Here is a 15,180-nt window from a genome sequence, read left to right as displayed (position 1 = left end):
GTGGTGCTCGTCCAGCTCCCAGGTGCCGGTGTCCACGCCCGCCCACGGGTCCACCGGCGTGCGGTGCTCCGGCGGCTGCGGCGGCGGGACCGGGGTGGGCTCGGCGGACTCGCCCCAGGCAGGTCGCCGCGGCAGCGGAGGTGGGACCGCGGCCGACCCGCTCCAGCGCGGTGCGGGCGGCGGCTCGTGATCCACCCGGGTCCGGTCCGGTGGTGGTCGGACGTCGACGTGGGTGCGGTCCGGGGCGGCAGGGCTCGGCGCGGTGGCGGGCTCGGGCGGCCCGGCCCCGAGATCGGTGCCGGCACCGTCGGTGGTCCCGGTCGGGTGGGCGGGCCCGACCCGGTCGGCGTCGCCACCGGGTGCCGGGTCCGCAGCGGTGTCGCCGGGCCCGCTGTGGTGGGCGTTCCCGGCTGACCCGGGGCGTCCGGTGGTGTCCGCGTCCCCGGCGGGCAGCACGGCGGTGTCCGCCGGGCCCGTGCGGGCTCCGGGCTGCGGGGGTACGGGAGAGGGAGCCGGCCCTGCGGCGCCGGCCGGGGCCCGATCCGGGCCGGTGTCGGCCGGACCCTGGTCCCCGGTGCCGGCCGGGTCCCGGCCCGCGCCGGTGACCGGCGTGCTTCCCTCGGCCGGCCGGTCTTGACCCGGCTGCGGCTGCGGCATCGCGGCAATCTCCTCTCGCGCCGGTAGCGAGGTTAGTACCGGACCGCCAGTCACCGCGATCCGCGTCACCGCTGTGGGCCGCGAACCACCGGTGGCGGGCGTACCGGTGCCGCGCGGTGCCGGGTCGGCAAGCGCGTACCCTTGGGCATCATGAGTGTCCCGTCCACGACGCCGCGCCCCGCCGCGGCCAATTCCGGCGACGGCCCCGGCTCGGTGGGTCCGTCGCCACGCCGCGACCTGGAGCTGTCGGTCTGGCCCCGGCTGGAGCCGCTGCTGCCCCAGGTGACCAAGCCCATCCAGTACGTCGGTGGCGAGCTGGGTGCGGTGGTCAAGGACTGGGACACGGCGGCCGTGCGCTGGGCGCTGATGTACCCCGACGCGTACGAGGTGGGCCTGCCCAACCAGGGTGTGCAGATCCTCTACGAGGTGCTCAACGAACTGCCCGACGTGCTCGCCGAGCGGACGTACGCGGTCTGGCCGGACCTGGAGAAGCTGATGCGCGCCCACGGGGTGCCGCAGTTCACCGTCGACGCGCACCGCCCGGTGCGTGCCTTCGACGTGTTCGGCGTCTCGTTCTCCACCGAGCTGGGTTACACCAACCTGCTCACCGCGATCGACCTGGCCGGCATCCCGCTGCTCGCGGCCGACCGTACCGACGCCGACCCGGTGATCCTCGCCGGCGGCCACGCCGCGTTCAACCCGGAGCCGATCGCCGACTTCGTCGACGCCGCGGTGCTCGGCGACGGCGAGGAGGCGGTCCTGGAGATCACCGCGATCGTGCGGGAGTGGAAGGCGGAGGGTTCGCCCGGCGGGCGTGACGAGCTGCTGTTGCGGCTGGCCCGCACCGAGAGCGTCTACGTGCCGCGCTTCTACGACGTGGACTACCTGCCCGACGGCCGGATCCAGCGGATCGTGCCGAACCGCCCGGACGTGCCGTTCCGGGTGCACAAGCGCACCACGATGGACCTGGACGCCTGGCCGTACCCGAAGAAGCCGCTGGTGCCGCTGGCCGAGACGGTGCACGAGCGGTACGCGGTGGAGATCTTCCGGGGTTGCACCCGGGGTTGTCGGTTCTGCCAGGCGGGGATGATCACCCGCCCGGTGCGGGAACGCTCGATCACCACCGTCGGCCAGATGGTGCAGCAGGGGTTGGAGTTCTCCGGCTTCCACGAGGTGGGTCTGCTGTCGCTGTCGTCGGCCGACCACTCGGAGATCGGCGACATGTGCTCCGGCCTGGCCCAGCAGTACGAGGGCACGAACGTCTCGCTGTCGCTGCCGTCGACCCGGGTGGACGCCTTCAACATCGACCTCGCGCAGGAGTTGTCCCGCAACGGCCGGCGTACCGGTCTGACCTTCGCCCCGGAGGGCGGCTCGGAACGGATCCGCAAGGTCATCAACAAGATGGTGTCGAAGGAAGACCTGATCCGCACCGTCGTCACCGCGTACACCAACGGCTGGCGGCAGGTGAAGCTGTACTTCATGTGCGGCCTGCCCACCGAGACCGACGCCGACGTCCTGGAGATCGCGGACATGGCGCACGAGGTGATCAGGGCGGGCCGGGCCGCCACCGGCAGCAAGGACATCCGCTGCACGGTCTCCATCGGTGGTTTCGTGCCGAAACCGCACACCCCGTTCCAGTGGGCCTCGATGGAGCGCCCGGAGGTGATCGACCACCGGCTCAAGCTGCTCAAGCAGGCGATCAACGCGGACCGCTCGCTGGGCCGGGCGATCGGCTTCCGCTACCACGACGGCGAGCCGTCGCTGATCGAGGGCCTGCTGTCCCGGGGTGACCGACGGGTCGGCGCGGTGATCCGCCGGGTGTGGGAGAACGGCGGCCGGTTCGACGGCTGGAGCGAGCACTTCTCGTACCAGCGCTGGGTGGACGCCGCCGCCGAGGTGCTGCCCGCCTTCGGGGTCGACCTGGACTGGTACACCACCCGGGAGCGTGACGAGCTGGAGGTTCTGCCCTGGGACCATCTGGACTCCGGCCTGGACAAGGACTGGCTCTGGCAGGACTGGCAGGACGCCCTCGGCGAGTACGAGCAGGACGACTGCCGCTGGACGCCGTGCTTCGACTGCGGCGTGTGTCCGGCCATGGACACCGAGATCCAGATCGGCCCGACGGGGAAGAAGCTGCTCCCGCTCACTCCGGTCAACGGCCTGAAGTTCCCCGCCGCCTCCCAGTAGGGTCCGCGCGCCCCACTCCGCTTGGTGATCATGAGGTTATCGTCTCCGGCACGGCGTGTCGCCGCCGGTAGCTTCATGATCAACTGGTTCTGACCGAACGAGGAGCACGACGATCAGCAGGAAACCACAGCCGGAGGGCGGGCAGGCGCCGGTCGTCCAGCGCGTCCGGATCCGGTACGCCAAGCGTGGCCCGCTCCGCTTCACCTCGCACCGGGACTTCGCCCGGGCCTTCGAGCGGGCGTTGCGCCGGGCCGGCGTACCGATCGCCTTCTCGCAGGGCTTCACCCCGCACCCCAAGATTTCCTACGCCAGCGCCGCCCCGACCGGCGTGGCCAGCGAGGCCGAATACCTGGAGATCGGCCTGCGGGAGCCGGTCGACCCGGCGCGGCTGCGCGGCGCGCTGGACGCCGCGCTCTCGCCCGGCCTGGACGTGCTCGACGCGGTGGTGGCCCAGGGCGGCAGCCTGGCCGACCGGATCGAGGCCTCGCACTGGCGCATCGAGATGCCCCAGGTCGAGCCGGCCGCGCTGGACCGGGCGGTGGCCGCGTTCACCGCCGCCGACGAGGTGCTCGTCGAGCGGATGACCAAGCAGGGCCGGCGGACCTTCGACGCCCGCACGGCCGTGATGCGCATCGATGTCGCTCCGCCCGTGGCGACGCCTTCCGAGGCTCCGGACGTACCGTGTGCGATACTTGAACTGGTCGTACGGCAGGTCATCCCGTCCGTACGGCCCGATGACGTCCTTTCCGGCCTCCGCGTGGTGGCCGACCTGGAGCCGCCGGTCTCGCCCAGGGTGACCCGGCTGGCGCAGGGCACGCTGACCGCGCAGGGCGCGATCGTGGATCCGTTGGACGCGGATCGCGACGGGGCATCCATCGGAGAGCGCTGACCGACGGTCAACGCTCTGGGCAGGCAGACTTCGGCGGTCGCGCACCTCGCGCGTCCGGCGGAAACACTTTTGCGGCAACCCTGCGTGGCAGCGCTCACCCGCGCCCGGGGCAGCCAGAACTGGAGAACGTCCATGCTCGAGAACGAGCCCGAGGGCGGCGAACGGACCGGCACGCAGCCGGCCGGCGACACCGCCGAGAGCACCAACGCCGCCACCCCGGAGACCGCGCCGAAGCGCCGCCGCGCCACCCGGCGCAAGGTGGCGCCGCTGAACCAGCCGGAGCAGGTCGGGGCCCCCGCCGAGGCGTCGCCCAGCGCCCCGTCCGGCACCGACGAGTCGCACCAGGCCGAGGTGTTCGCCCCGGTCGCCGGGGAACTGGACACCGCCGCCAAGACCACCCGCCGTCGGCGTAAGGCGGCACCCGCCAAGGCCACGGGCGAGCCGGTCGCGGCCCAGGAGGACCCCGCCGAGGCCGCACCCCCGGCGAAGGTGACTCGCACCCGACGACGCAAGGCCGCCGAACCGGTCGTCGAAGCCCTCGCCGAGCCCGCCCCGCCGGCCGAGTACGGGGCGGTCGCTGCCGAGGAGGCGCCGCCCGTGGAGGCGGCGGCGCCGACCGAGCCCACCGCTGTCGACGAGGAAAGCCTCGACGAGGCTACTGCCGGGCAACTCGCCGACGACGAGACCGTCGACGAGGAGAGGGTGGCGCCCGAGGTCGCCGCCGAGGCGGAGGCCACCGAACCGGCCGCCACCGACTCCGGTGCCGCCGTGCCGGCCGTCGCCGCGTCCGGTGCCGAGAGCCGGGCGGGCGAGATCCCGCCGGGAGTCGCGGTGACCGGCGGTGAGCAGCCGGAGCCGACCGGGCCGGAACCGCGTACCCGCCGCCGACGGGCCGCGGTCTCCGCGCCCACCGTCCTGTTCATGGCCCCGCAGCCGGAGGAACTGCCGGTCTTCCGCGTGGTCGAGCCCGGCCCGGCCGCCGAGGTCGTCGAGGAGGAACCGGTCGAGACCGGACGCCGGCGTCGTCGGGGCCGCCGGGAGATCGAGGTCGCCGACGTCGTTGAGATCGTCGAGGAGGAGCCCACCGCCGAGGCCGAGGAGGCCGAGGAGGAGGACGACGACGACGAGACCGCCGCCGGCCGTCGCCGCCGCCGTCGCGGCCGCCGGGGCCGCGGTCGCGGCAAGGGTGGCGCCGAGGACACCGACGAGGAGGAGACCGAGGAGGCCGCCCGGGCCGAGGACGAGGCGGGCGAGGCCGACGAGGAGGGCGAGGGTGAGGGCGACGGCGACGGGATGACCCGCCGTCGGCGGCGTCGTCGCCGTCGGGGCGCCGGGGACGTCGAGACGGACGCCGACGACGGCGTGCCGACCGTCGTCAAGATCCGTGAGCCGCGCAAGGCCGTCGACGAGGTGCAGGGCGTCTCCGGCTCGACCCGGTTGGAGGCCAAGCGTCAGCGCCGCCGGGACGGCCGTGAGCAGCGGCGCACCCGCCCGCCGATCCTGAGCGAGTCGGAGTTCCTGGCCCGCCGGGAGGCGGTCGACCGGGTGATGGTGGTCCGCCAGCGCGGCGACCGTACCCAGATCGCCGTCCTCGAGGACGGCGTGCTGGTCGAGCACTACGTCACCCGCAACTCCTCCGGAACCATGGCCGGTAACGTCTACCTGGGCAAGGTGCAGAACGTCCTGCCCAGCATGGAGGCGGCCTTCGTCGACATCGGGCGCGGTCGCAACGCCGTGCTGTACGCCGGTGAGGTGAACTGGGACACCACCGGCCTGGAGGGCCGGGCCCGCTCCATCGAGCAGGCGCTGCGCTCCGGCGACTCGGTGCTGGTCCAGGTCACCAAGGATCCGATCGGGCACAAGGGCGCTCGGCTGACCAGCCATATCGCGCTCTCCGGTCGGCATCTGGTCTACGTGCCCAACGGCAACGCCTCCGGGATCAGCCGCAAGCTGCCCGACACCGAGCGCAAGCGGCTGCGGGACGTGCTGAAGAAGCTGGTGCCCGACGGCGCCGGGGTGATCGTCCGGACGGCCGCCGAGGGCGCCAGCGAGGACGAGCTGGCCCGCGACGTCAAGCGGCTCCAGGCGCAGTGGGAGGACATCCAGGCCAAGGCCGCCGAGGGTGGTGCCCCGGTGCTGCTCTACGAGGAGCCGGACCTGGTCATCCGGGTGGTCCGGGACCTGTTCAACGAGGACTTCCGCGAGCTGGTCATCGAGGGCGCGCAGTCGTACGACGTGGTCGAGTCGTACCTGTCGCACGTCTCGCCGGACCTGGTCGCCCGGCTGCGCCGGCACGTCGGCACCGCCGACGTCTTCGCCGAGTACCGGATCGACGAGCAGATCATCAAGGGGCTGGACCGCAAGGTCTTCCTTCCCTCCGGCGGCTCGCTGGTGATCGACCGCACCGAGGCGATGACCGTCATCGACGTCAACACCGGCAAGTACACCGGCTCCGGGGGCAACCTGGAGGAGACGGTCACCCGCAACAACCTGGAGGCGGCCGAGGAGATCGTGCGCCAACTCCGGCTGCGCGACATCGGCGGCATCGTGGTGATCGACTTCATCGACATGGTGCTGGAGTCGAACCGCGAGCTGGTGCTACGCCGGCTGACCGAATGCCTCGGCCGGGACCGGACCAAGCACCAGGTCACCGAGATCACGTCGCTGGGCCTGGTGCAGATGACCCGCAAGCGGATCGGCGCGGGTCTGCTGGAGGCGTTCAGTGAGACCTGTGAGTGCTGCAAGGGTCGCGGCCTGATCATGCACACCGAGCCGGTGCCGGAGAAGCCGCGTACGGGCGGCGCGGGGGAGAAGGTCCGGGCGGTCGCCTCGTCGACGGCTCCCGCCTCGGCGACGGCTCCCGCCTCGTTGACGGCCCCCGCCTCAACGGAGCCGGCCGCCGGGTCGTCCCGGCGACGCTCCCGCAAGGGTGCGGCGGCCGAGCGGACGGTGGTGGAGACGACGGAGGCCGCCGAGGTCACCGCCCCGGACACCGACGCCGACTACCACGACACCATGGGCTACGACCTGTCCCGCTACGAGGCGGACACCCCGGCGGCGCCGGCGATCGCCGACGCCCAGGAGGGCGAGTCCGCGCGGCTGGCCGGCGCGGACGACCCGGACGCGCTGGGCGACGGGGACACCGACATCGAGGGTGAGGGCGGTGCCGGTCGACGTCGATCCCGGCGGGCCGGCGCCCGTCGGCGTACCCGTCCGTGACCGGCTGACGCCGACGTTCCCCCCAGGGCCCCTGCTCCGGCGTACCGCCGGGACGGGGGCTCTGTCGCGTCCCCCCGGACCGGTCTTACGATCGGTCCCCCCGGACAGGAGAAGACGTATGCGCCGCCTGCTCACCGCCACCGTGGTGACCACCGCCCTGCTGACCGGCTCCGGCTGCTCCGGTGACCGGGCCGACGGCATCCCTCCCGACCGGTCCGCCAGCACGGGCGCGGCCGGTTCGTCAGCCCCGGCGACACTGCTGCCCTCCGCCCCGGTCAGCGTCGCGCCGGCCGGCGGCAACGGCCCCCAGGTCTGCGCGGAGGCCGAGGCGGCCGCCGCGACGGCGGTACGCACGTACGTGGAGGAGCTGGGCAGGATGATCGCGGCGGTCGGCGCCAATGACACCGCCGGGGCGCAGACCGCCCGAAAGCAGGCGGAGTCGGCGCTGACCGGCTGGCGTACGGCGTTGCGGCAGCAGTCCGCAAGGGCCACCGATCCACAGCTGAAGACCCTGCTCACCGAGCTGGCCACCGAGGTGGGCACGCTCGGCACCGATGTCGAGTCGATCGACGAGACCGAGCTGGACCGCCTCCAGCAGCGCCTCGACCAGCTCTGCGGGCGTTGACCGGGCGGGGCCGGTTTGGGTCTCGGCCGGTCCATGGCGTACTCTTTCCTGCGGCGCACTTTGGTGTGCCGAGTTCCCGCGTGCCCGCGCCGCCGGTGTCACTGCTACCCGGCGAGTCGCCGTGGGAACGACCGACCGGTAACGGTGGGAAAAGACGCTAGCAGCCTCAACGACAGGGAGTCCGCCTCCGATGTACGCGATCGTCAAGACCGGCGGCAAGCAGTACAAGGTCGCCGAGGGCGACGTGATCGAGGTCGAGAAGCTCGCCGGTGCCCCCGGCGACGCGGTGAAGCTCACTGCGGTGCTCCTCGTCGACGGTGACGACCTGGTGACCGACGCGGCGAAGCTTGCCGAGGTCTCGGTGTCCGGCGAGATCGCCGCGCACACCAAGGGCCCTAAGATCCGGATCCACAAGTTCAAGAACAAGACCGGCTACCACAAGCGCCAGGGTCACCGCCAGCCGCTGACCCAGGTCAAGGTGACCGGCATCTCCAGCGGGAAGTAGGTCGTCCTCCAATGGCTCACAAAAAGGGTGCGTCCAGCTCGCGTAACGGCCGTGACTCCGCGGCCCAGCGGCTCGGCGTGAAGCGCTTCGGTGGTCAGGTCGTCAGCGCGGGTGAGATCATCATCCGGCAGCGTGGCACCAAGTTCCACCCCGGTGACATGGTCGGCCGGGGCGGCGACGACACGCTCTTCGCGCTGGCCGCCGGCTCGGTCCAGTTCGGCACCAAGCGCGGTCGCAAGACCGTCAGCATCGTGCCGCAGCAGTAGTTGGAAGGCGTTGCGGGCCGCGGACCTTCGGTCCCGGCCCGCTTCGCCTTTTTCGCGTGCGGGGGCGGACCTCGCTGGAAGGATTGGCGTCGTGACGACGTTCGTTGACCGGGTCGTCCTGCACCTGCAGGCCGGCGACGGCGGGCACGGCTGTGTCTCGATCCACCGGGAGAAGTTCAAGCCCTTCGGCGGGCCGGACGGCGGCGACGGCGGGCACGGCGGCTCCGTGTCGCTGGTGGTCGACCCGCAGGTGACCACCCTGCTGGACTTCCATTTCCGCCCCCACCTGAAGGCCGAGAACGGCAAGGGTGGCGCCGGCTCGAACCGGGACGGCGCCAACGGCCGTGACCTGGTGGTCAAGGTGCCCAACGGGACCGTGGTGCAGACCCTGGACGGCACGGTCCTGACCGACCTGGTCGGGGCGGGCACCACCTTCGAGGCGGCCCGTGGCGGGCGTGGCGGCCGGGGCAACGCCTCGCTGGCCAACGCCCGGCGCAAGGCGCCCGGGTTCGCCGAGCTCGGCGAACCCGGTGACCGGCTGGACGTGGTGCTGGAACTCAAGAGCGTCGCCGACGTCGGCCTGGTCGGGTTCCCGTCGGCCGGCAAGTCGTCGCTGATCTCGGTGATCTCCGCGGCCAAGCCGAAGATCGCCGACTACCCGTTCACCACCCTGGTGCCCAACCTGGGCGTGGTCCGGGTGGACAACCACACCTTCACCGTCGCCGACGTGCCGGGCCTGATCCCCGGCGCGGCCACCGGCAAGGGGCTCGGCCTGGAGTTCCTCCGCCACGTCGAGCGGTGCGCCGTACTCGTGCACGTGGTCGACACCGCGACGCTGGAGCCCGGCCGTGACCCGCTGGCCGACATCGACACCATCGAAGCCGAACTGACCGAGTACGGCGGGCTCACCGACCGGCCACGCCTGGTCGCCCTGAACAAGATCGACGTGCCGGACGGGCGTGACCTCGCCGAGATCGTCCGGCCCGACCTGGAGGCACGTGGCTTCCGGGTCTTCGAGGTCTCCACGGCCACCCGGGAGGGCCTCAAGGAACTCACCTTCGCGATGGCCGAACTGGTGGAGCAGTCCCGGGCCGCCGCGCCGCCGGCCGAGCCGACCCGGATCGTGATCCGGCCGAAGGCGGTCGACGACGCCGGCTTCACCATCGAGCAGGAGCCCGACGGCTCGTACACGGTGCGCGGCGTACGGCCCGAGCGGTGGGTGCGGCAGACGAACTTCGACAACGACGAGGCCGTGGGTTTCCTCGCCGACCGGCTGGCCCGGCTCGGGGTCGAGGAGAAACTGGCCAAGGCCGGGGCCAACCCGGGCGACCTGGTCCGCATCGGCGACCGCGAGTTCGACTGGCAGCCGACGCTCTACGCCGGAGTCGACTTCGTGCCGGGCAGCCGGGGCACCGACATCCGGCTGGAGGACAAGTCGACCCGTCCGGCGGCCGCCGATCGGCTGGCCGCCCGCAAGGCACGCCGGCAGCGGCCTGCCGACGAGGTGGAGGCCGCGCCGCCGGAGCCGGTGGACGACGAGGACTGGGAGTAGGGGCTGGTCTGGTTCCGGACGTGTTGGGGTCGTTCAGCGGAAACCTTCGCGAAACGGCCCCGGCATAGCGTGGGCGCATGCTGATCGAGTCCCGTCCCGCCACCGACCCCGAGATCGACGCCCTGGTCACCGCCCAGCAGCGGGAGCTGCGGGAGGCCGACGGAGGTCTGGACGGCCAGGTGACCGTGACCCATGGCGACATCCGTTACCTGGCGGTGGTCGTCGACGGCCGAGCGGTGGCCTGCGGTGGTGTCCAGGCCCTCGACGCGACCACCGGCGAGCTGAAGCGGATGTACGTCCGGCCGGCGTACCGGGGGCGGGGCATCGCGCGGCAGTTGCTGACCGCGTTGGAGGAGTTGGCGTTCCAGCAGGGGCACTCGGTGCTCTGCCTGGAGACCGGGGTCTACCTGCCGGCGGCGATCCGTCTCTACACGTCCGGCGGGTACGAGCCGATCCCGGTGTACGGCGAGTACGTGCACAACCCGTACAGCGTCTGTTTCGCCAAGCATCTGCCGGTCGCGGCCTGAGCCCCGGGCCGCGCCGCGTCCGGCCGACGAGGAGAGCGGGACGGGTGCTCAGGCCCCGGTCTCGGCGTGCGCGGCGGTGACCGGCTTGGACTCCGGGGAGGCGTGCTGGCGCAGGAAGATGCTCAGCAGGATCAGCACCCCGACGGCGAGGAACTCGCTCTGCCAGTTCTGCATGGACTGGAACCAGAACTCGCTGGTGCCGAGGAAGTCCCAGGCGCTGATCGGCGGGACCCCGGCGGACAGCGCCTGCTGCTGGTTGTATTCGGCGGTGCCGCCGAGGAGGTGGCCGACGAACGAGCCGAGGAAGATCAGCAGCAGGGCGAGGGAGAGGCTGTTGCGGTAGACCGCCAGCGGAAGGCCACCGAGGCGTACCGGCCAGGGGGAGTCCGGTCCGGCCCGGCGCTCGTCGTCGGCCGGCCGGTCGGTCTGGCCCTCCGGTTTGGACTCGGCCGAGCCCCGTTGGGTCAGGTACGCGGTGAGTAGCACGTAGCCGCCCATCTGGAGGAACTCCGACTCCCAGTTCTCGAAGACGGACTCGGCGAAGTGCCCGCTGCCCAGGTACGCCAGCCAGCCGATCGGCTGGGCCCCGTACTCGGCCAACTCCTCGTTGTGGGTGTGCCAGCCGAAGATGCTCTGCAGCACCAGGAAGACGACGAACGCGCCGAGCATCACCACGCTCAGGGCGTTGTCCCGGATCCACCGTGGCATCATGACCTCCTCGTCAGTCCCGTCCGCCAGTCTTCCGGTGCCCCGACGACAGAACGATCAAACCTGGACACGCCGGGCGCTTCGGGTACGGCGGATCAGGGGCGGTCGAACGGGGTGTCCAACTCGCCGCCGGTGCCCGCCGCGTTGAACAGCAGCAGCCCGAGGGCGAGCATGCCGAAGCCGAGCGCCAGGTGCAGCCAGTTGTCGGCGGCGTTGACCGGGATGAGGTTCGCTGCGCTCTCCCGGTCGATGGCCAAGCCGTAGATCCACAGCCCGAGGTAGGCGGCACCGCCCCCGACGAGGAAGAGCCGGGCGCCGCCGACGCTGCGTACCAGTACCAGCCCGACCAGGCCGAACATCAGGTGCAGCAGGTTGTGCAGGACCGACACCTGGAACAGGCCGAGCAGTCTCGCGCCGGAGTGGTGGCCGGCGAAGGTCATCTCCCCGTAGCCGGTGGTGACGCCGGGGACGAAGCCGAGCACGCCGACCAGGACGAAGACGCCCGCCACCGCGGCGGCGACCGTCCTGATCCGGGCACCGGCCCGCGCCGGTCGGCGTACGTTGTGCGCCATCGCTCGTCACCCCCCGTGAACCGCCGGACACTGCTCACATTCTGTGACCGGTCCGCCGCGAGGGGCAGAGAAATGGCGAATCAGGTATGGACCCGACGGCCGGGGGTACCGCAGAGGTCATGCCGACGTGACGGTCGGCGATCCCCCCAGTACGCGACCGCGACGAGAACGTCCGAGCGGAAGGGAAACCATGACCTACGATCTCTCCACCACGACGTACGGGCACCAGCACAGCGACAACGGCGGTGGTGTCCGGCACCAGGCCCGCCAGGTCGGCGGCGAAGCCGCCAACGCCGGCGGCAACGTCGTCCAGACCGCACGCGATCAGGGCCAGGAGGTCGTCGGCGAGGCGAAGCGCCAGGCCCGCGACCTCTACGGCGAGGCCCGCCAGCAGCTCACCACCCAGGCCGGCGACCAGCAGCGCCGGGCCGCCGGTGGGCTGCGCTCGCTGGCCGAGGAGATGCGCGCCATGGCGCAGAACAGCAGCCAGGCCGGCCCGGTGACCGAGTTGGCCCATCAGGCCGCCGAGCGGGTGCACGGCGTGGCCGGCTGGCTGGAGGCCCGCGAGCCGGGCGACCTGCTCCACGAGGTGAAGAGCTACGCCCGCCGCAACCCGGGCACCTTCCTGGTCGGCGCGGCCCTGCTCGGCGTGGTCGCCGGCCGCCTCGCCAAGGGTCTGACCGCCGAGTCGGGCGGCCCCACTGGACCCACCGGCGGCCCCGGGTACGGCTCGGCCGACGGCTACGACCCGGACCGCACCGCGGTCATCCCGACGCCGGCGCCGGACGCGGTTCCGCCGGGCGGGTACCTCGACCCGACCCCGGGCACCTACGCCGAGCCCGACCCGGGCTACTCGGCCCACCCGGACCACGGCACCACGACCAGCTACGCCGACCCGGCCGGCGGCACCCGGCAGCCGCTGCCGCCGGTGAGCCAGACCGACCCGCTGCCGGGCGTGCCCGCCAGCGGCACCACCCGTCCGTGACCGATCCGACATCCGAACGGAGGCGGCGACATGAGCACGTCGACGCAGCAGAGGGCCGGACTGGACTCCGGTCACCGCCCCGCGGGTGCCCCGCACACCGCGGACGAGGTCAGGGGCAGCTCCATCGGTGAGCTGATGCGGTCGGTCACCGCCGACCTGTCCACCCTGGTACGCCAGGAAGTCGAGCTGGCCAAGGCCGAGCTGCGCCAGGAGGGCCGAAAGGCGGGCCGGGCCGCCGGGTTCTACGGCGGTGCCGGCTTCGGCGGCTACATGGTGGCGCTGTTTCTCTCCATCGCACTCTGGGCCGGGCTGTCCAACGTGATGGACGCCGGTTGGGCCGGCCTGATCGTCGCCCTCATCTGGGCGGCCATCGCCGCGGCCCTCTACTCGCTGGGCAAGCGGAACGCCGAGCGGATCCGTGGCCTGAAGCAGACCAACGACAGCGTGCGACAGATCCCCGACGCACTCAAGCCCCAGCCGGAGGGAGTCATCCGATGAGCACCGACCCCGCCCAGATCCGCCGGGAGATCGAGGCCACCCGCAGCAGCCTCAGCGCGGACGTGGACGCCCTGGCGTACAAGGTCAGTCCGGGCCGCATCGTCGACGACCGTAAGCAGCGGGTGCGCAGCGCCCTGCACAACGCGAAGGACAAGGTGATGGGAAGCGCTTCCGACCTCGGCCACAGCACCAGCCACGCCGTCCACTCGATGGGGGACCACGCCTCCTCCGCGGCCACCACCGTCACCGACGCCGCCCACCGGGCACCGCAGGTGATCCGGCAGCGGTCCGAGGGCAATCCGCTGGCCGCCGGCGTGATCGCGTTCGGCGTGGGCATGCTGGTCTCCTCGCTCATCCCGGCGAGCCGGCGGGAACAGGAGCTGGCCACCCAGGTCAGGGAGAAGGCCGCCGAGCACGGTGGCGTGGTGACCCAGAAGCTCGGCGCGGTCGCCACCGAGCTCGGCGACGAGTTGCGCGAGCCGGCGCGGCACGCCACCGAGGCGGTGCGCGCCACCGCGCAGGACGCCGTACGGACCGTCCAGGAGGACGGCAGGTCGGCCGCCCACGACGTGAAGGACCAGGCGCGGCAGTCGTACGAGCAGGTGCGGCACTGAGCGTTCGATGACCGAACGGCTCGTGGCCACCTCCGGCGTCCGTCGGACGTGGCCACGAGCCGTTCGGGCACCTGCGGGTGCCGGGCGACCGTTTCGAGACGTGCTGCCGGGGTAGCGCTGCGGATACCGGTGTCCATCCGGACACCCCGGGGCGGAGGAGACGTGATGACCAGCAACGCGACAAGGTGGGCGCTGCTCGGTGCCACCACGGCGACCGCGCTCGGCGTCGGTGCGACGGTCGCCCGGCGTCGGCGTCGCCACCAGCCGGACCGGCGTGACGGCTGGTACCTGGTGCGGCGCGGGATCACCGTGGACCGGCCGATGGACGCCCTGGTCGGCTTCTGGACCGATCGGGAACGGCTGGACCGGGCCCTGGCCGGCTGGGCCACCCTCGAACAGCTCGACGACAACCGGTGGCGCTGTGTGGCGAGGGACCGGGCCGGCCGCACCGGGTGGCGTGCCGAGATCACCGTGACCGGACCGCGCCGGCTGAGCTGGCGGGTCGAGGAGGGCCCGGTCCCGCAGCAGGGGCGGGTGGACCTGGTGCCCGCGCCCCGGGACCGGGGCACCGAGATCCGCGTCGAGCTGCGCTACCGGTTCGGTGGCCCGGTGCGTCGGGCGCTCGGCCTGGTGCGGGGTGCGGAACCCGACCAGGGGTTGCGGGACGTGCTGCGGCGGATCAAGTCGCTGATCGAGTGCGGGCAGGTGATCGACACCCGGCGGGATCCGTCCGGCCGGGACCAGCGGCAGGAGGCGGCGACCGACAGGCTGCGGGAGAAGCTGACGACGGGAGGACGGGCGTGAGGGCGCTCTGCTGGGAAGGGGTCGGCAAGCTGGCGGTGCGGGACGTGCCCGAGCCGCGAATCCGGGCCGAGGGGGACATCATCGTCAAGGTGCGGGCCAGCAGCGTCTGCGGCTCGGACCTGCACCTGATCAACGGCTACCTGCCGGCGATGCGGGAGGGGGACATCCTCGGCCACGAGTTCACGGGCGAGGTGGTGGAGACCGGGCCCGGTGTGCAGCGGCTGCGGGTCGGCGACCGGGTGGTGGTCGGCTCGGTGGTGGCCTGTGGCGGTTGCTGGTACTGCCGCACCGAACAGTTCTCGCTCTGCGACAACTCCAACGCCCAGCCGGTCCTCACCGAGAAGCTCTGGGGCCACGCGCCGGCTGGCATCCTCGGCTACTCGCACGCCGCCGGCGGCTACTCCGGCAGCCACGCCGAGTACATCCGGGTGCCGTTCGGCGACGTCGGAGCCTTCCCGGTCCCCGACGGGGTGCCCGACGACGCGGTGGTCTTCGCCTCCGACGCCCTGCCGACCGGCTGGATGGCCGCCGACTTCTGCGGGCTCAAGGGTGGGGAGGTCGTCGCCGTGTGG

The 15,180-nt window shown here is 72.5% G+C and carries 15 protein-coding genes and 1 pseudogene; 13 read left to right on the top strand and 3 right to left on the bottom strand.

Going from position 1 to position 15,180, the window contains the following annotated elements:
• Window positions 1-657: pseudogene (locus tag E1182_RS22525) on the bottom strand (hypothetical protein); the annotation flags it as partial.
• A gap of 150 nt (window positions 658-807) precedes the next feature.
• Between E1182_RS22525 and E1182_RS22520 the strand changes: the two are divergent.
• The 8 genes from E1182_RS22520 (at window position 808) to E1182_RS22485 (ending at window position 10,427) form a co-directional block, all read left to right on the top strand.
• Complete coding sequence (locus E1182_RS22520; RefSeq protein WP_132268616.1) at window positions 808-2,844, top strand: TIGR03960 family B12-binding radical SAM protein; 2,037 nt, start codon at window positions 808-810, stop codon at window positions 2,842-2,844.
• A 169-nt stretch (window positions 2,845-3,013) separates the two neighbouring features.
• On the top strand, window positions 3,014-3,733 hold the full coding sequence (locus E1182_RS22515) for a TIGR03936 family radical SAM-associated protein (RefSeq protein WP_132268613.1): 720 nt from the start codon (window positions 3,014-3,016) through the stop codon (window positions 3,731-3,733).
• A 132-nt stretch (window positions 3,734-3,865) separates the two neighbouring features.
• Complete coding sequence (locus E1182_RS22510) at window positions 3,866-6,952, top strand: Rne/Rng family ribonuclease (protein ID WP_132268611.1); 3,087 nt, start codon at window positions 3,866-3,868, stop codon at window positions 6,950-6,952.
• A gap of 118 nt (window positions 6,953-7,070) precedes the next feature.
• Complete coding sequence (locus E1182_RS22505; RefSeq protein ID WP_132268608.1) at window positions 7,071-7,577, top strand: hypothetical protein; 507 nt, start codon at window positions 7,071-7,073, stop codon at window positions 7,575-7,577.
• A gap of 190 nt (window positions 7,578-7,767) precedes the next feature.
• On the top strand, window positions 7,768-8,082 hold the full coding sequence (rplU, locus tag E1182_RS22500) for a 50S ribosomal protein L21 (protein ID WP_132268606.1): 315 nt from the start codon (window positions 7,768-7,770) through the stop codon (window positions 8,080-8,082).
• Between the two features lie 11 nt (window positions 8,083-8,093).
• The gene (gene rpmA, locus E1182_RS22495; RefSeq protein WP_132268603.1) at window positions 8,094-8,348 is read left to right on the top strand and encodes a 50S ribosomal protein L27; all 255 of its coding nucleotides are present in this window, start codon (window positions 8,094-8,096) and stop codon (window positions 8,346-8,348) included.
• A 91-nt stretch (window positions 8,349-8,439) separates the two neighbouring features.
• Window positions 8,440-9,900, top strand: coding sequence for a GTPase ObgE (obgE, locus tag E1182_RS22490; RefSeq protein ID WP_132268600.1), 1,461 nt, complete (start codon window positions 8,440-8,442; stop codon window positions 9,898-9,900).
• A gap of 77 nt (window positions 9,901-9,977) precedes the next feature.
• Window positions 9,978-10,427, top strand: coding sequence for a GNAT family N-acetyltransferase (locus tag E1182_RS22485; protein WP_132268597.1), 450 nt, complete (start codon window positions 9,978-9,980; stop codon window positions 10,425-10,427).
• A 48-nt stretch (window positions 10,428-10,475) separates the two neighbouring features.
• Here E1182_RS22485 and E1182_RS22480 read toward each other — a convergent pair whose 3' ends face one another.
• On the bottom strand, window positions 10,476-11,135 hold the full coding sequence (locus E1182_RS22480) for a DUF6766 family protein (RefSeq protein ID WP_132268595.1): 660 nt from the start codon (window positions 11,133-11,135) through the stop codon (window positions 10,476-10,478).
• Between the two features lie 95 nt (window positions 11,136-11,230).
• The gene (locus E1182_RS22475; protein WP_132268593.1) at window positions 11,231-11,707 is read right to left on the bottom strand and encodes a DUF4383 domain-containing protein; all 477 of its coding nucleotides are present in this window, start codon (window positions 11,705-11,707) and stop codon (window positions 11,231-11,233) included.
• Between the two features lie 190 nt (window positions 11,708-11,897).
• Here E1182_RS22475 and E1182_RS22470 point away from each other — a divergent pair, with 190 nt between their 5' ends.
• The 5 genes from E1182_RS22470 to E1182_RS22450 form a co-directional block, all read left to right on the top strand.
• Window positions 11,898-12,692 carry a hypothetical protein gene (locus E1182_RS22470; RefSeq protein WP_132268590.1) on the top strand — a complete coding sequence of 265 codons (795 nt, stop codon included), beginning with the start codon at window positions 11,898-11,900 and terminating at the stop codon, window positions 12,690-12,692.
• Between the two features lie 30 nt (window positions 12,693-12,722).
• Window positions 12,723-13,190, top strand: a complete 468-nt coding sequence (locus E1182_RS22465; protein ID WP_132268588.1) for a phage holin family protein — start codon at window positions 12,723-12,725, stop codon at window positions 13,188-13,190.
• Entirely contained in the window at window positions 13,187-13,804 is a 618-nt protein-coding gene (locus tag E1182_RS22460) for a DUF3618 domain-containing protein (RefSeq protein ID WP_132268585.1), read from the top strand. Before E1182_RS22465 ends, E1182_RS22460 begins: the two co-directional genes overlap by 4 nt.
• A gap of 165 nt (window positions 13,805-13,969) precedes the next feature.
• Complete coding sequence (locus E1182_RS22455; RefSeq protein WP_132268583.1) at window positions 13,970-14,608, top strand: SRPBCC family protein; 639 nt, start codon at window positions 13,970-13,972, stop codon at window positions 14,606-14,608.
• A partial coding sequence (locus E1182_RS22450; RefSeq protein WP_165942690.1) for an alcohol dehydrogenase catalytic domain-containing protein occupies window positions 14,605-15,180 on the top strand: 576 nt, incomplete at its 3' end. The genes E1182_RS22455 and E1182_RS22450, both read left to right, overlap by 4 nt.

Source organism: Micromonospora sp. KC721 (assembly GCF_004348355.1).
Lineage (GTDB): Bacteria > Actinomycetota > Actinomycetes > Mycobacteriales > Micromonosporaceae > Micromonospora.
Note: the sequence above shows the minus strand (reverse complement) of the source record. Positions and strands in the feature narration are given on the sequence as shown.

Coding starts and splice junctions, on each gene's coding strand:
- E1182_RS22465 (WP_132268588.1), top strand. CDS start 12,723: ATGAGCACGTCGACGCAGCAGAGGGCCGGACTGGACTCCGGTCACCGC.
- E1182_RS22460 (WP_132268585.1), top strand. CDS start 13,187: ATGAGCACCGACCCCGCCCAGATCCGCCGGGAGATCGAGGCCACCCGC.
- E1182_RS22470 (WP_132268590.1), top strand. CDS start 11,898: ATGACCTACGATCTCTCCACCACGACGTACGGGCACCAGCACAGCGAC.
- E1182_RS22475 (WP_132268593.1), bottom strand. CDS start 11,707: ATGGCGCACAACGTACGCCGACCGGCGCGGGCCGGTGCCCGGATCAGG.
- E1182_RS22520 (WP_132268616.1), top strand. CDS start 808: ATGAGTGTCCCGTCCACGACGCCGCGCCCCGCCGCGGCCAATTCCGGC.
- E1182_RS22455 (WP_132268583.1), top strand. CDS start 13,970: ATGACCAGCAACGCGACAAGGTGGGCGCTGCTCGGTGCCACCACGGCG.
- E1182_RS22505 (WP_132268608.1), top strand. CDS start 7,071: ATGCGCCGCCTGCTCACCGCCACCGTGGTGACCACCGCCCTGCTGACC.
- E1182_RS22485 (WP_132268597.1), top strand. CDS start 9,978: ATGCTGATCGAGTCCCGTCCCGCCACCGACCCCGAGATCGACGCCCTG.
- E1182_RS22480 (WP_132268595.1), bottom strand. CDS start 11,135: ATGCCACGGTGGATCCGGGACAACGCCCTGAGCGTGGTGATGCTCGGC.
- E1182_RS22510 (WP_132268611.1), top strand. CDS start 3,866: ATGCTCGAGAACGAGCCCGAGGGCGGCGAACGGACCGGCACGCAGCCG.
- rplU (WP_132268606.1), top strand. CDS start 7,768: ATGTACGCGATCGTCAAGACCGGCGGCAAGCAGTACAAGGTCGCCGAG.
- rpmA (WP_132268603.1), top strand. CDS start 8,094: ATGGCTCACAAAAAGGGTGCGTCCAGCTCGCGTAACGGCCGTGACTCC.